General features: G+C 61.0%; 13 protein-coding genes and 1 pseudogene. 4 read left to right on the top strand and 10 right to left on the bottom strand.

Going from position 1 to position 13,541, the window contains the following annotated elements:
• Positions 1 to 110: 110 nt before the first annotated feature.
• The 4 genes and pseudogenes from ACIPL2_RS34615 to ACIPL2_RS34600 form a co-directional block, all read right to left on the bottom strand.
• Positions 111 to 974 (bottom strand): methyl-accepting chemotaxis protein, encoded by an 864-nt coding sequence (locus tag ACIPL2_RS34615; protein ID WP_375154723.1) that lies wholly within the window; start codon positions 972 to 974, stop codon positions 111 to 113.
• Positions 972 to 1,196 (bottom strand): annotated as a pseudogene (locus ACIPL2_RS34610) (HAMP domain-containing protein); the annotation flags it as partial. The pseudogene ACIPL2_RS34610 and the gene ACIPL2_RS34615, both read right to left, overlap by 3 nt.
• A gap of 987 nt (positions 1,197 to 2,183) precedes the next feature.
• A complete protein-coding gene (locus ACIPL2_RS34605) occupies positions 2,184 to 3,569 on the bottom strand; it encodes a PLP-dependent aminotransferase family protein (protein ID WP_401365206.1) in 1,386 nt (461 codons plus the stop codon).
• Positions 3,570 to 3,827: 258 nt separating this feature from the next.
• Positions 3,828 to 4,589, bottom strand: a complete 762-nt coding sequence (locus ACIPL2_RS34600; protein ID WP_401365204.1) for an SDR family oxidoreductase — start codon at positions 4,587 to 4,589, stop codon at positions 3,828 to 3,830.
• Between the two features lie 101 nt (positions 4,590 to 4,690).
• Here ACIPL2_RS34600 and ACIPL2_RS34595 point away from each other — a divergent pair, with 101 nt between their 5' ends.
• Together ACIPL2_RS34595 and ACIPL2_RS34590 are read left to right on the top strand one after the other, a co-directional pair.
• Positions 4,691 to 4,828 carry a hypothetical protein gene (locus ACIPL2_RS34595; RefSeq protein ID WP_401365201.1) on the top strand — a complete coding sequence of 46 codons (138 nt, stop codon included), beginning with the start codon at positions 4,691 to 4,693 and terminating at the stop codon, positions 4,826 to 4,828.
• Complete coding sequence (locus tag ACIPL2_RS34590) at positions 4,825 to 5,829, top strand: NADP-dependent oxidoreductase (RefSeq protein ID WP_401365198.1); 1,005 nt, start codon at positions 4,825 to 4,827, stop codon at positions 5,827 to 5,829. Before ACIPL2_RS34595 ends, ACIPL2_RS34590 begins: the two co-directional genes overlap by 4 nt.
• A gap of 137 nt (positions 5,830 to 5,966) precedes the next feature.
• Here ACIPL2_RS34590 and pyrF read toward each other — a convergent pair whose 3' ends face one another.
• Entirely contained in the window at positions 5,967 to 6,665 is a 699-nt protein-coding gene (gene pyrF, locus ACIPL2_RS34585) for an orotidine-5'-phosphate decarboxylase (protein ID WP_401365195.1), read from the bottom strand.
• Positions 6,666 to 6,958: 293 nt separating this feature from the next.
• On the opposite strand from pyrF, the gene ACIPL2_RS34580 reads away from it, so the two are divergent.
• Together ACIPL2_RS34580 and ACIPL2_RS34575 are read left to right on the top strand one after the other, a co-directional pair.
• On the top strand, positions 6,959 to 7,717 hold the full coding sequence (locus ACIPL2_RS34580; protein WP_059406902.1) for a response regulator: 759 nt from the start codon (positions 6,959 to 6,961) through the stop codon (positions 7,715 to 7,717).
• Entirely contained in the window at positions 7,717 to 8,766 is a 1,050-nt protein-coding gene (locus ACIPL2_RS34575; RefSeq protein ID WP_401365191.1) for a sensor histidine kinase, read from the top strand. Before ACIPL2_RS34580 ends, ACIPL2_RS34575 begins: the two co-directional genes overlap by 1 nt.
• Positions 8,767 to 8,906: 140 nt before the next feature.
• Here the strand turns inward: ACIPL2_RS34575 and ACIPL2_RS34570 are convergent, their stop codons facing one another.
• The 5 genes from ACIPL2_RS34570 to ACIPL2_RS34550 form a co-directional block, all read right to left on the bottom strand.
• Complete coding sequence (locus tag ACIPL2_RS34570; protein WP_401365188.1) at positions 8,907 to 9,962, bottom strand: AI-2E family transporter; 1,056 nt, start codon at positions 9,960 to 9,962, stop codon at positions 8,907 to 8,909.
• 69 nt (positions 9,963 to 10,031) lie between these two features.
• A complete protein-coding gene (locus ACIPL2_RS34565; RefSeq protein ID WP_401365185.1) occupies positions 10,032 to 10,838 on the bottom strand; it encodes a DUF4892 domain-containing protein in 807 nt (268 codons plus the stop codon).
• A gap of 8 nt (positions 10,839 to 10,846) precedes the next feature.
• Entirely contained in the window at positions 10,847 to 11,506 is a 660-nt protein-coding gene (locus ACIPL2_RS34560) for a glutathione S-transferase family protein (RefSeq protein ID WP_401365182.1), read from the bottom strand.
• Between the two features lie 50 nt (positions 11,507 to 11,556).
• Complete coding sequence (locus tag ACIPL2_RS34555; protein WP_401365180.1) at positions 11,557 to 12,411, bottom strand: alpha/beta hydrolase; 855 nt, start codon at positions 12,409 to 12,411, stop codon at positions 11,557 to 11,559.
• Positions 12,408 to 13,214, bottom strand: a complete 807-nt coding sequence (locus ACIPL2_RS34550) for an alpha/beta fold hydrolase (protein WP_401365177.1) — start codon at positions 13,212 to 13,214, stop codon at positions 12,408 to 12,410. Before ACIPL2_RS34550 ends, ACIPL2_RS34555 begins: the two co-directional genes overlap by 4 nt.
• Positions 13,215 to 13,541: the final 327 nt, after the last annotated feature.

The following is a 13,541-nucleotide window of genomic DNA, read 5'->3' as shown; positions in this document are numbered from 1 at the left end:
GGTCACGCTGGGCCTTACTGGCCGGTTTCTTTTTGGTCGGCATACATGCACCTCTGCAACATGTTATGCCCGAACACAAAATTTATGACACTCCCTAGATCGAACAAACATCAAAGCCGGAAATGCCCCACCATGCCCTTCAACTCAACCCCCAACTGCGCCAGCTCGATACTGGACGCCGCGTTCCCCTGCATCGCCAGTGAAGACTGATCCGCACTGGCGCGAATACTCGTGACACTGCGATTAATCTCCTCGGCCACCGAACTCTGCTCCTCGGCCGCCGCGGCAATCTGCTGATTCATCTGCTGAATCAACGACACCGCCGCCGCAATACTCCCCAACGCACTCTCGGTCTGCAACGCATCACTCACCGCCAGCTTCACCAACTCGCCGCTGTTCTGAATTTGCTGCACCGACGACTGCGCCGCCGAACGCAAGGCACTGACCAGTCGCTCAATCTCCTCGGTCGATTGCTGCGTCCGCTTGGCCAACGCCCGGACTTCATCGGCCACCACCGCAAACCCCCTGCCCTGCTCGCCGGCCCGCGCCGCTTCGATGGCCGCGTTGAGCGCCAACAGGTTGGTCTGCTCGGCCACGCTCTTGATCACGCTGAGCACCGTGCCAATGTTCTGGATTTCCGCACTCAGGCTTTCAATGCTCGAACTGGCCGATGTCGCCGAGTCCGCCAACTGCTCGATCCGCGCCATGCTCTGGCGTACGACCTGCTGACCACTCTCAACCTTGCCATCCGCCGTCTGAGCCGCCTGCGCGGCCTCCTCCGCATTACGTGCAACGTCATGCACGGTGGCCGTCATCTGATTCATCGCCGTGGCGACCTGCTCGGTTTCTTCCTTCTGGCTGCTGACTTCAAGATTGGTCTGCTCAGTCACCGCCGACAGCGATTGCGCCGAACTGGCCAACTGTTCGATACCCGCCTGCAAACCGCTGACAATACTGCTCAGCCCCGCGCCCATCTGCTGCATGGCCAGCATCAACTGGCCAATCTCGTCGCGACGGGTCACTTCAACGGTCGCACTCAGATCGCCAGAAGCAATCTGCTGGGCAACCCGGATCACGCTGCGCAACGGCGCCACGATCAACCGGGTAATCACCCACGCCGCAATCAGCCCGACCAGTAACGCCAACGCGGAGGAACCGATGATCAACAGCGAATTCTTTTTCAGCTCCGTCTGCATCGACTGGTCTTCGGCAACGTAGGCCTGATCCACGCGATCCACTACTTGAGCGGCGCGCTGGTGCAGCTGCTCATAGACGGTCTTTTCCTGTGCCAGCAGCCCGGTGTACTCGGCAAGTTTCTCGCTGAAACCGCGAATATGCCCGACCACTTCATTGAGGACTGTCTGGTAACCCTCATCCTTGACCGTGGTTTTCAGCTGTTCGGCCTGGGTCAGTGCCTGATCGGCCTGCTCGATCTTGCCCTGCCCTGCGCTGTCGTCACCCTTGCGGCTCTGGTCCAGGCGCACACGGGCTTCGTTCATCGCCTGCAACATCAGCCGCGACACCTGGCTGACCTGATTGGCTTGCTCGATGAACTGCGCACCGTCCTTGCCCTCGGACTCCTTCAAGGCATAGGCGCCGTCATCGGCCAGTCCGGCCTGAAGCACGTCGAGGTTATTCGCCACGCTGGACACCGACCAACTGGCCATTTCCAGCGCCAGGTCCTTGGCCTGGCTGAGGGAGACGAACTCGTCAAACGCCTTGCGGTAAGCCCCTAAGGACTGTTCGACATCATTCATCACCGGCACGTTGGACGCAGACGCAGCCTTGAGTTCGTTGGCCAGCGCGATCAGGCCATCAACGCCCTGGTGCAGGGCGTCGGCGGTCTTCGGGTTGCCGTGCAAGGCGTATTCCTGTTCGAGCAGGCGCACTTTGAGCAGGCCGCTGTTGAGCGACGACATCTGCTTGAGCCCGTCGAAGCGCTGACTGATGGTTTGCAGGGACCATACGCCGATGCCCGCCACCAGGGCTGTCAACAGCAGCACCAGCACGAACCCTACTCCCAGTTTTTTCGCCATACCGAGGTTGGCAAAACGTCCTTGCATGGCCGAAATCATTGCACTTAGTCCCCTGACATAGTCTGTTGACGCAGATTCGCAACGGGCCTGTATCAACACAAGTCTCTGGCGTCGGAATAATGGCAAAAAGCTACGCCCACGTCGTTTTCAGAACGCTTGAGGTCGATCCAGAGCGGTCGCTTGAAAAAACGCCCGGGCACGCGGATCACAGGCATAGGCCACATTGATACGCTGCCAGTCACTGGGTTCGCCGGTGGGACTGAATGCCGTCGCCGAAGACAGCCGGACACCAAAGCGCTGTGCCTGAGTGCGCACCTGAGCGTAGTCGGACATCTGTGATCGCGCCCAAATGAACAACCCGCCGGAAGGCTTGCCGAAGACCTCCCATTCAGCGTCTTCGAGCACTTGTAACGCCGCCTCCCTGTCGGTGTTCAAACGCTGACGCTGACGCTGTACCAACTTGCGGTAGGCACCGCTGGCCAACAGGCATGCCAGCACCGACTCACAAAATCGGGAAGCGCCCATGCTGCTGATCATTTTGACCTGGGCCAGACGTGAAATAACCTCGGCACCGGCCACGACAAAGCCGACCCGTAACGAACTGCTGAGGGTTTTGGAGTAGCTGCCGACGTAGATCACATCGTCATCCAGGGCCGCGAGCCGCGTACCGGGGCCGCTGTGCAAATCCGCATAGACATCGTTTTCGATGACCAACACGCCATGGGATTTGGCCAGTTGCAAGATCCTTTGCGCGACCACCGGCGCCAGGCTGCTGCCCGTCGGGTTGTGGTAGAAACTATTGATGAATATCGCGCGTGGGCGGCACTTCAACAGCAGCGTTTCAAGCACCTCAACGTCCGGCCCGCGCGGGGTGCGCGGCACCTCGAGCATGCTGACCCCGTGCAGCCTGAGCAGCTCGAACAGCAGGGAATAACCGGGACTTTCCACCACCACGCAATCACCCGGCTTGAACAACGTACGCACGATCAGGTCGAGCCCTTGACTGGCGCCCGCCGTCGTCAGGATGCGACATTCCTCCACGTCGATATCCAGCGGCTTCAGGCGTTTGACAATCTGCTGGCGCAAGGCTGGCAGGCCCAGCGGTGTGCTGTAGTTGAACAGGCCGGCCATGTCGGTGCGGCTAACCTGACGGATCGCATAGCTCAGGTCGTCCGTCTCGCGCCAGCTCTCCGGTAATCCGCCATGGCCCAGCCTTAGCTCGCCCTGGCGACCTCGTTGATGCTCTTCTGCGCCCTCGAACCATGGGCCCTCCCGCTGTCCGTGAACAACTGGTACCGGGGCGGCGACCAGGAATCCCGCCCCTTGGCGCGATGCCAACACGCCCTGAGCCACCAGACGCTCACAGGCTTCAACGACGCTGGACTGGCTGAGCAAATTGGTTCGTGCGATTTGCCGCACCGAAGGTAAACGCGTCCCCGGCTGCACCTCGCTGTGATGGAGCCAGCCGGTTAGCGCGTCGACGATTTGCTGTACGACCGGCACCAATGCCTGTCGATCGATTCTCAACTCCATGAGCAAGCAAACTCCTGTTCGTTTTGCGGGAGTCAGTTAATCACAGGAGCGGCCGACAGGATGTGCGACAACGCCGCCAAAACCCTCGATTCTAACCATTTGAAACACAATGCCAAGGCTTTCCCGGAACCATGAGGCAAATGAAAAACCTGTGGGAGCGAGCCTGCTCGCGATGAGGCAGGGTCAGTTGGCATCAATGCTGTCTGACGCACCGCAATCGCGAGCAGGCTCGCTCCCACAGGTTCGATGTTTCTGGTTTTAGAACGCTGTAACGCCACCGTCCACGGCCAGCGAGTGCCCGGTGGTGAATGCGGCGCCGTCGCTGCACAGGTACAGCACCGCGCTGGCGATTTCCTCGACTTTGCCGATGCGACCGACCGGGTGCATGGCATTGGCGAACTCGGCTTTCTTCGGGTCGGCTTCATAAGCACGGCGGAACATATCGGTGTCGATCACCGCCGGGCACACCGCGTTCACCCGAATCTTTTTCTTGGCGTATTCGATGGCCGCCGATTTGGTCAGGCCGATCACCGCGTGTTTCGACGCGGCGTAAATGCTCATCTTCGGTGCAGCGCCCAAACCGGCGACCGAAGCGGTGTTGACGATCGCGCCACCGCCCTGGGCCAGCAGCAAGGGCAACTGGTACTTCATGCACAGCCAGACGCCTTTGACGTTGACGCCCATGATCGCGTCGAACTCATCGAGCGTACCGTCGGCCAATTTGCCTTTCTCGATTTCGATGCCGGCGTTGTTGAAGGCATAGTCGAGACGACCGTAGGTATTCACCACTTCTTCCATCAGGTTTTTTACATCGTTTTCCTGCGTGACGTTGCAGCGCACGAAGGTCGCTTCGCCACCGGCCGTGCGAATCAGCGCGACCGTACCCTCGCCCCCCGCCGTGTCCATGTCGGCAACCACGACCTTCAAACCTTCGGCAGCGAATGCCAGGGCGGTCGCGCGGCCAATACCGTTGGCGGCGCCCGTCACTACGGCGACCTGGCCGGAAAACGTCATGCTCATTGTTATGTCCTCTGAGAGAGAGTGCGGGGAATCGCGTGTTCGCAGTCTAGTCACAGCGGCCCATGGCGCGGCAGCACTATCAGAAGGCCGGTTGGGCGCCCATGAGTGACAGTGATAGAACCGCCGCCGTGACTATCACCGCACTGGATTGCAGTGCATTCGCCGCATCAGCCAAACTTGCGGCATTGGGCATGAAGGGCTATCAACAAGGCTTCATTCATCTTGAGTGCCTGTCATGACTACCCAGACCAATCGCCAGTTCCTGCTCGCCAAACGTCCAGTGGGTGCGGCGACCCGCGAGACCTTCACCTATCAAGAAGTACCGGTCGGCGAGCCGGCGGCGGGTCAGATCCTGGTCAAAAACGAATACCTGTCCCTGGACCCGGCCATGCGTGGCTGGATGAACGAGGGCAAGTCCTACATCCCGCCGGTCGGTATCGGCGAAGTGATGCGCGCGTTGGGTGTAGGCAAAGTCGTGGCCTCGAACAATCCGGGATTTGCCGTCGGGGACTACGTGAACGGTGCTCTGGGTGTGCAGGATTACTTCCTCGGCGAGCCGCGCGGTTTCTACAAGGTCGATCCGAAACTGGCGCCGCTGCCGCGTTATTTGTCCGCACTGGGCATGACGGGCATGACGGCTTACTTCGCCCTGCTCGATGTCGGCGCGCCCAAGGAAGGTGACACGGTGGTGTTGTCGGGTGCCGCCGGTGCAGTGGGCAGCATTGCCGGGCAAATCGCCAAGCTCAAGGGTTGCCGTGTGGTCGGCATTGCCGGTGGCGCGGACAAGTGCCAGTTCCTGATCGACGAACTGGGCTTTGATGGCGCCATCGACTACAAGAACGAAGACGTCGTCGCCGGGCTCAAGCGCGAATGCCCGAAAGGTGTGGACGTGTATTTCGATAACGTCGGCGGCGATATTCTCGACGCGGTGCTGAGCCGCCTGAACATGAAGGCACGGGTGGTGATTTGCGGCGCCATCAGCCAGTACAACAACAAGGAAGCGGTCAAAGGCCCGGCCAACTATTTGTCGCTGCTGGTCAATCGCGCGCGAATGGAAGGTTTCGTGGTGATGGATTACGCCGCACAGTTCGCCGCCGCCGGGCAGGAAATGGCCGGCTGGATGGCCAAGGGGCAGCTCAAGAGCAAGGAAGATATTGTTGAAGGACTGGAGACTTTCCCGGAGACGCTGATGAAATTGTTCAGCGGCGAGAATTTCGGGAAGTTGGTGTTGAAGGTTTAACCGATATTTGAAATAACCACAAAACCAATGTGGGAGCGGGCTTGCTCGCGAAGGCGGACTAACAGTCAACATCATCGTTGAATGTCAGTCCGCCTTCGCGAGCAAGCCCGCTCCCACATTTGATCTTCAGTGTTTGATTAGGCGAGTTCGGCGACGACTGCGGCCAACGCCTTGGCCGGGTCAGCCGCCTGGCTGATCGGACGGCCGATCACCAGATAGTCGGAACCGGCATCCAGCGCCTGACGCGGGGTCAGAATACGGCGCTGATCGTCCTGGGCGCTGCCCGCTGGACGAATCCCCGGGGTCACCAGTTGCAGAGACGGGTGAGCCGATTTCAGGGCCTGGGCTTCCAGGGCCGAGCACACCAGACCGTCCATCCCGGCTTTTTCTGCCAATGCGGCCAGGCGCAACACTTGCTCCTGCGGCTCGATATCCAGGCCGATACCCGCCAGGTCTTCACGCTCCATGCTGGTCAGCACGGTCACGCCGATCAACAGCGGCTTGGGGCCGCTGCGCTGGTCGAGCACTTCGCGGCACGCGGCCATCATGCGCAGGCCACCGGAGCAATGCACGTTGACCATCCACACGCCCATTTCCGCAGCGGCCTTGACGGCCATGGCGGTGGTGTTCGGAATGTCGTGGAACTTGAGGTCCAGGAACACTTCGAAACCCTTGTCGCGCAAGGTGCCGACGATTTCCGAGGCGCAGCTGGTGAACAGCTCTTTACCGACTTTGACCCGGCACAGTGTCGGGTCCAACTGGTCGGCCAGCTTCAGTGCGGCGTCACGGGTGGGGAAATCCAGGGCGACGATGATAGGAGTCTGGCAGACGGACATGTGCGGGCTCTCAGGCAGGACGAAATCGGCGCGCATTGTAGCGGAACCAACGGCGCTGCGGGACCCGATGATCGGTAAATCGTCCCGAAGACTCAGGCAAGACTAGCCTTTTCGGCAATTGTGTCGAGCTTGATACCGAGACGACACGCCTGCAACATCCTTCATCGCTACCCTCGGCCGCCGCAACACGTCCTTACAGCACTTCCCGCCTCCGGGCCGGACGCCTATGCTGAAGCCACAACCTCGCAGCCCATCTTTGTGGTTGGCAGCCTACCTGGCAGATGAACGCACGCATGCACAGCACCCAAGCACCCTTGAACGACGATCAAAAAGCGCCCGGCGACGACAAACGCTGGAGCATTCGCGCCCTGATCGTCGACGATGACGTCCCGATCCGCGAACTGATGATCGATTACCTGGCCCGGTTCAACATCCACGCCAGCGGCGTCACCGACGGCGCGGCCATGCGCGTGGCCATGCAGGCGGAACACTTTGACGTGGTGGTGCTCGACCTGATGCTGCCCGGCGAAGACGGCCTGTCGCTGTGCCGCTGGCTGCGCGCCGAGTCGGACATCCCGATCCTGATGCTCACAGCCCGCTGCGAACCCACCGACCGGATCATCGGCCTGGAACTGGGCGCCGACGATTACATGGCCAAGCCATTCGAACCGCGAGAACTGGTGGCGCGGATTCAGACCATTCTGCGTCGAGTGCGCGACGACCGCACCGAGCAGCGGGCGAACATTCGCTTCGACAACTGGCGCCTGAACAGCGTGCTGCGCCAATTGATCGCCGCCGATGGCCTGGTGGTGCCGCTGTCCAACGCTGAATTCCGTTTGCTCTGGGTGTTCATCGAACGTCCGCGCCGGGTGCTCAGCCGCGAACAATTGCTGGACGCCGCGCGCGGTCGTTCGATCGAAGCCTTCGATCGCAGCATCGATTTGCTGGTCTCGCGCCTGCGCCAGAAACTCGGGGATGACCCCAAGGCCCCACAGTTGATCAAGACCGTTCGCGGTGAGGGTTACCTGTTCGACGCCCGAGACATCGGCTGATGCGTGCGCGCTTCGATACGCTGTTCGGCCGCCTGTTTGGCGTGTTGCTGGTGGCGATTATCCTGGCGCACCTGTTGGCGTTTGCCTGGTTTCACCATTACGGCCCGCCACCGCCGCCTCCGCCGCCCGAGTTTTCCGAGGGCATCGAAGGGGAGCGCCCACCGCTGGACCCGCGTTTCGAAAACCGGCCACCGCGGCCGTGGTTCGGCGGGCCGTTGGTGCCGCTGACTTTTCAATTGGTCTCGCTGATCATTGCCGCCTGGTATGGCGCCAAACTGTTGAGCCGGCCGATCCAGCGACTGAGCGATGCGGCCGAGCGCTTGAGCGAAAATCTCGACAGCCCGCCGCTGGATGAGTCCGGTCCACGGGAAGCCCGGCAAGCGGCGTTCACCTTCAATTTGATGCAGAAGCGCATTATCGAACAGGTGCAGCAGCGCTCGCGAATGCTCGGCGCCGTCTCCCATGACTTGCGCACGCCGCTGTCGCGGCTCAAGTTGCGGCTGGAACAGATCGACGATGAAAAGCTGCAAGGCCAGATGCGCCAGGACCTGGACGACATGATCAGCATGCTCGACGCCACCCTCACCTACCTGCACGAACAGCGCACCAGTGAAGCGCGGCAGTGGATGGATGTGCAGGCGCTGGTTGAATCCCTGAGTGAAAACGCCCAGGACCAGGGCGCCGACGTCCAGGCCAGCGGCCACTGCGCACCGCTGCAAGTGCAGCCGATGGCGCTGCGCTCGTGCATCAACAACCTGCTGGACAACGCCTTGCGGTATGCCGGGCAAGCGCTGATCACGCTCGAAGACCATCGCGAACAATTGGTGATCAGGGTCATCGATCATGGGCCGGGTATTGCGGCGGATAAGCGTGAAGCGGTGTTTGAACCGTTCTTCCGACTGGAAGGTTCGCGTAATCGCAATTCCGGTGGCGTCGGGCTGGGGATGACCATTGCCCGCGAGGCCGCCGAGCGGCTGGGCGGGCAATTGAGCCTGGAAGAAACCCCCGGTGGTGGTTTGACGGCAGTGATCCGTCTACCCCGAACTTGAGCAACACTTACATCCAATGTGGGAGCGGGCTTGCTCGCGAAGGCGGTGTATCAGTCAACTTTGATGTCGACTGACACGCCCTCTTCGCGAGCAAGCCCGCTCCCACATTAGATTGATGAGGATTCAGAAATCACTGCCGTTCAAGGCCGGTGATCTTCCACCCGGGCCTGACCCTTGCTGAAATCAGTCAGCAGGCTGTACGCCACGGCCAGCAAGGTCGGGCCGATGAACAACCCGATAAACCCGAACGCAATCAACCCGCCGAACACGCCCAGCAGCACAATCACCAACGGCAAATTTCCACCGCGACTGATGAGGTAGGGTTTCAGCACGTTGTCGACGCCGCTGATGATGAACATCCCCCAGATCCCGAGGAACACCGCCATCCCGTATTCGCCCTTCCAGGCCAGCCACGCCGTGGCCGGAATCCATACCAGTGGCGGGCCCATGGGAATCAGGCTGAGCATGAACGTCACGATGCCCAGCACCAACGCTCCCGGTACCCCGGCGATCAAGAACCCGATCAACGCCAGAACCGCCTGGGCCGCCGCCGTGCCGATCACACCGTTGACCACCCGCTGGACCGTCCCCGCCACCAACTCGATGTAGTAACCGGCGCGGTCACCGATCAGCCGTTCCAGTAACCCATGGACAAACGCCGCCAATCGCGGCCCGTCACGGTAGAAAAAGAACACGAAGACAATGCTCAGCGTCAGTTCGAGAATCCCGCCGCCAATTTGCGCGCTGCGCGCCAGCAACCAGTTACCGACCTGCCCCAGATAAGGTTTGACCGCCACCATCATCGCCGCGCCTTGCTGGTCGATGCTGTTCCAGATGCCTGCCAAGCGTTCGCCGACCAAGGGAATACCGCCCAGCCAGGCCGGTGCCTCAGGCACGCCATCGACCTGTACATCCTTGATGAACGCCGTCGCATCGCGCACGTGGTCCGCCAGGTTGAACCCCAGCCACACCAGCGGCACGGCCACCAGCAACATCCAGCCCAGCGTCAGCAATGCCGCCGCCAGGGATTCGCGGCCATTCAGCCAGCGGGTCAGCAAACGCATCAGCGGCCAACTGGCGAACGCCAGCACGGCGCCCCAGAACAACGCGGACCAGAACGGCGCCATCACCCAGAAGCTCGCGCCAAACAGCACCAGGAGCAGGATCTGCACCAACAGCCGATCGTTATTGATCATCCAAGTCTCGTAAAAAGTCAGTCGGCAAAAGAGTCGGCGAACGCGGCTGGCGCGTTCGCCCGGTACAGCTTATCGCAACAGCTCGATGTGCAGGCCAGAGCCTTCGGCGCTGCCGGCTTCCATCCGCGCCGCGCGTACGCCCTGCCCGATCAGCGCCTGACGCCAGGCTTCAGCCTTGGCCCCGGATACACTGACCCGCAACGTGGTGTCCAGGTTCAAGCCGCGAGAAATCAAGCGCAGCCAGGTGTCGTCGGGATCGGCACTCAGTTTGGGAAAATCGAGTTCACCGGTGCTTTTAAGCTCTCGCAACAGCGTCGCCGAGGTTGGCAACAAATCGCCCAGCGGTGCGGCGGCGTCGAATTGTTCGACATGCAGGTAGGCTTTGCGATTGCCGCGAGTAATGCTGTAAAGCGCGACCAGCGTGTTGTCCTGGGGCGCGGCCAGTCGCAGCAGCAAGTAAGCCTGCTGATCATCGGCGCCATAGAGCTTGGCGTTGCTGAATACTTCATTGGCCCACAGGCTGCTTTCGCCGCAATCACGGGCCTGGCACCAGAACAGTAACTGGGCGCCCTGCTTTTGCAGGGCTTCACGGGCAGCCGTGAAGGCATCGGTGGAGGAGTGTTCCGGCGGCAGCTCGTAGGTCACCGACGTGGTTTGCCCACGGGCGCTGACCTGACCGTCGAAGCGCAACTGGCCACTGATCTTGCGGATCGAACCCAGCGGGTAGATCCGCTCAAGCTCGGCGACCGGGCGATAGTCAACGATCTGCGCATCGGCCATACGCGGCACGATCGGCAAGTCCTGACTGCCCGGGACATCGGCCGCAAACAACAAGGGACTGAAACAACACAGCGCCAGCAGACTGAGTGAACGCATGGATAGGCTCATCGGATCAGCATGGCCTGGGCACCTTTGACGACACTGGCATCGTCGATGCGTTCAGGTATCAGCAAACCACGCTGTACCGCCGGGCGCGCTTCCATCGTCGCCATCCAGCGCTGCAAGGCCGACAAGCCGTCCACCTCGACACCGGACCACTCATGGCCACGCACCCACGGGAACGTGGCGATGTCGGCAATGCTGTACTCGCCGCCGAGAAACTCCACATCTTGCAGACGGGTGTCGAGCACTTCATAGAGGCGACGTGTTTCATGTTGATAGCGGTCGATGGCGCCCTGGAGTTTTTCCGGGAAATAGCGGAAAAACACGTTGGCCTGGCCTTGCATCGGGCCGATGCCGCCCATCTGGAACATCAGCCACTGCAGCACCACCGAGCGCCCCTTGGGGTCTTTGGGCATGAGTTGCCCGCTCAGTTCTGCCAGATAAACAAGAATGGCGCCGGATTCGAACACGGCGAAATCACCGTTGGCGCGGTCGACAATCGCCGGAATCCGGCCATTGGGATTGATCTTGAGGAAGTCCGCGGACTTCTGTTCCTTTTTGTCGAAACTCAAGGCGTGCACCGTGTAGGGCAGGCCGAGTTCCTCGAGCACGATAGAGACCTTGTGGCCATTCGGGGTCGCAGCGGTGTAGAGATCTATCATGGTTGTCTCCCATTTCAACCCGCCCAGCCTCGACAGTTGCCCGGCGCAAGTCAAGGAACGGCGAAGAACCGATTGAAACAGTCTGCGACAAGGTCGGCACCGGGCTCGTCATTCAGGTGCAAATGGTGGCCGCCAGGCAGCTGTTCACGGCTAAAGGGTAGACGTTCCAGCAACTCGGGATGTTTGGCGAGCATGCCGTCGGCGGCAACCACCAATAACGCCGGACAACTAACGCGCTGGACGAAAGCCATCGCCTGTTCAGTGGTCAGACGCAGCGGCGATGGCAGCGTGAGGCGGTTGTCGGTGCGCCAGGTGTAACCGCCCGGTACTGGCATCAAGCCGCGCTGGGCCAGCAGTTCGGCGGCTTCGCGACTGACCGCCACCAGCCCTTTCATGCGGGCTTCGATGGCGCGGTCGAGGGTGTTGTAGACCGGTTTGCGTTTCTCCCGCAGGTCCAGTTGCGCTTGCAGGGCCATGCCCATGCGCTCGGCAGCATTTTCGCCTTTGTCGGTAGGAGGAATGATGCCGTCGATCAACGCCAGATGCGTGACACGCTCGGGCATCGACCCGGCGATGATCAAGGATGCGATCGCGCCCATGGAGTGCCCCAGCAACGCAAACTTCTTCAGTCCGAGCTGCTCGGCGACTTGCAGCACGTCATGGGCATAGTCCCACATCGCGTAGCCGGCACCGGTCGGCCGATGCCCGGAGTGACCGTGACCGGCCATGTCCAGGGCAATGATGCGCAAGCCTCTGAGCTTCGGCGCCAACCGGGCAAAGCTGTTGGCATTGTCCAGCCAGCCATGCAAGGCGATCACCGGCAAACCGTCTTCGGGACCGAACAGGTGCGCGGCCAACTCGATGTGCGGCAAGCTCAGGCGGACTTCTTCGACGACGTTGCTCATGCGCAATCCTGTTGGCGACGACCTTCCCAGCGGCTGAACAGATTCTTCAGCAGCGTAGCGGTGTCTTGCGGACGTTCGAGGGGAAACATGTGGCCGCCGGGCATGGTCAGGGACTCACCCAGCGGCATGCGCCCGACGGCGCTGGCGTGATGGCGCATGACCACCCGGCTCTTGTGCCCGCGAACCACCGCCAACGGCACTTTCAATTGCCGTGCACGGCCAGGGCTGGTGTGGGGCACGCCACGGTAGATGCTGATTTCCGTGGCCGGGTCGAAACGCAGGCGCAATTTGTCGCCGACCTTGTGCAGACCGTGTTGCAGGTAGGCGTCAAAACACTCCGGGTCGAAACCGCGAAACAGGGTTTTCCCGGCGAAATAACGTCGGGCGCTTTCGATGTCGGCGAACTCTTCCCGACGGCCCAAGGTACGGCCGGCGGGCGTCAACTTGTCGATGAAACCAAATCGCTTGGCGGCGCGGATCACCCATTGATCGGCGCGGGTCAGCACCGGCGAATCGAGCATCACCACACCGCGATAGAGTTCGGGGCAACGCAATGCCGCGTGCAGGTGCAACACGCCGCCAAAGGAATGGCCGACGCCCCACACCGGTTCGGGTTGTTGCTTGAGGTGATGAATCAGCTCGTCGACCAGGTTGTACCAGTTATCGTCTGCCGGGAAACGCGGATCGTGGGCGTGCTGCTCCAGATGCGTCACCTGATACTCGGGCGCCAGCGCCGCGAACAACTTGCCGTAGGTGCCCGAAGGAAAGCCATTGGCGTGGGCGAAAAATATCTGCTGCGACATACCGGTCGATCCATCAACGAAAACAAGGGTTGATTGTCCGTAAGACAGCGTCCTGGAGCAATGACTGTAACTGCCAGGAATGATGACAGTCCGGTCAGCGTGATACCGATCCGTGTAGCAGCTGGCGCAGCCTGCGTTCGGCTGCGCAGCAGTCGTAAATCCTGCGACCGCGATTTTCCTGGGTCAACGCGGTGAATGGTTTTACGACTGCTGCGCAGCCGAACGCAGGCTGCGCCAGCTGCTACATCTATGGTTACCCCCTTTTCTGCAATACTGTTTTTGATGCGTGTTTGGCTTGCTTTCATCTATCCGGCGTCTGAGTGGGGT

The organism is Pseudomonas sp. NPDC086251, from assembly GCF_044746405.1.
GTDB lineage: Bacteria > Pseudomonadota > Gammaproteobacteria > Pseudomonadales > Pseudomonadaceae > Aquipseudomonas.
Note: the sequence above shows the minus strand (reverse complement) of the source record. Positions and strands in the feature narration are given on the sequence as shown.

What these genes read in the sequence shown, in the direction of transcription:
- ACIPL2_RS34615 (WP_375154723.1), bottom strand. Translation starts at nt 974, where the DNA reads ATGGGCGCGGGGCTGAGCAGTATTGTCAGCGGTTTGCAGGCGGGTATC.
- ACIPL2_RS34605 (WP_401365206.1), bottom strand. Translation starts at nt 3,569, where the DNA reads ATGGAGTTGAGAATCGATCGACAGGCATTGGTGCCGGTCGTACAGCAA.
- ACIPL2_RS34600 (WP_401365204.1), bottom strand. Translation starts at nt 4,589, where the DNA reads ATGAGCATGACGTTTTCCGGCCAGGTCGCCGTAGTGACGGGCGCCGCC.
- ACIPL2_RS34595 (WP_401365201.1), top strand. Translation starts at nt 4,691, where the DNA reads ATGAGTGACAGTGATAGAACCGCCGCCGTGACTATCACCGCACTGGAT.
- ACIPL2_RS34590 (WP_401365198.1), top strand. Translation starts at nt 4,825, where the DNA reads ATGACTACCCAGACCAATCGCCAGTTCCTGCTCGCCAAACGTCCAGTG.
- pyrF (WP_401365195.1), bottom strand. Translation starts at nt 6,665, where the DNA reads ATGTCCGTCTGCCAGACTCCTATCATCGTCGCCCTGGATTTCCCCACC.
- ACIPL2_RS34580 (WP_059406902.1), top strand. Translation starts at nt 6,959, where the DNA reads ATGCACAGCACCCAAGCACCCTTGAACGACGATCAAAAAGCGCCCGGC.
- ACIPL2_RS34575 (WP_401365191.1), top strand. Translation starts at nt 7,717, where the DNA reads ATGCGTGCGCGCTTCGATACGCTGTTCGGCCGCCTGTTTGGCGTGTTG.
- ACIPL2_RS34570 (WP_401365188.1), bottom strand. Translation starts at nt 9,962, where the DNA reads ATGATCAATAACGATCGGCTGTTGGTGCAGATCCTGCTCCTGGTGCTG.
- ACIPL2_RS34565 (WP_401365185.1), bottom strand. Translation starts at nt 10,838, where the DNA reads ATGCGTTCACTCAGTCTGCTGGCGCTGTGTTGTTTCAGTCCCTTGTTG.
- ACIPL2_RS34560 (WP_401365182.1), bottom strand. Translation starts at nt 11,506, where the DNA reads ATGATAGATCTCTACACCGCTGCGACCCCGAATGGCCACAAGGTCTCT.
- ACIPL2_RS34555 (WP_401365180.1), bottom strand. Translation starts at nt 12,411, where the DNA reads ATGAGCAACGTCGTCGAAGAAGTCCGCCTGAGCTTGCCGCACATCGAG.
- ACIPL2_RS34550 (WP_401365177.1), bottom strand. Translation starts at nt 13,214, where the DNA reads ATGTCGCAGCAGATATTTTTCGCCCACGCCAATGGCTTTCCTTCGGGC.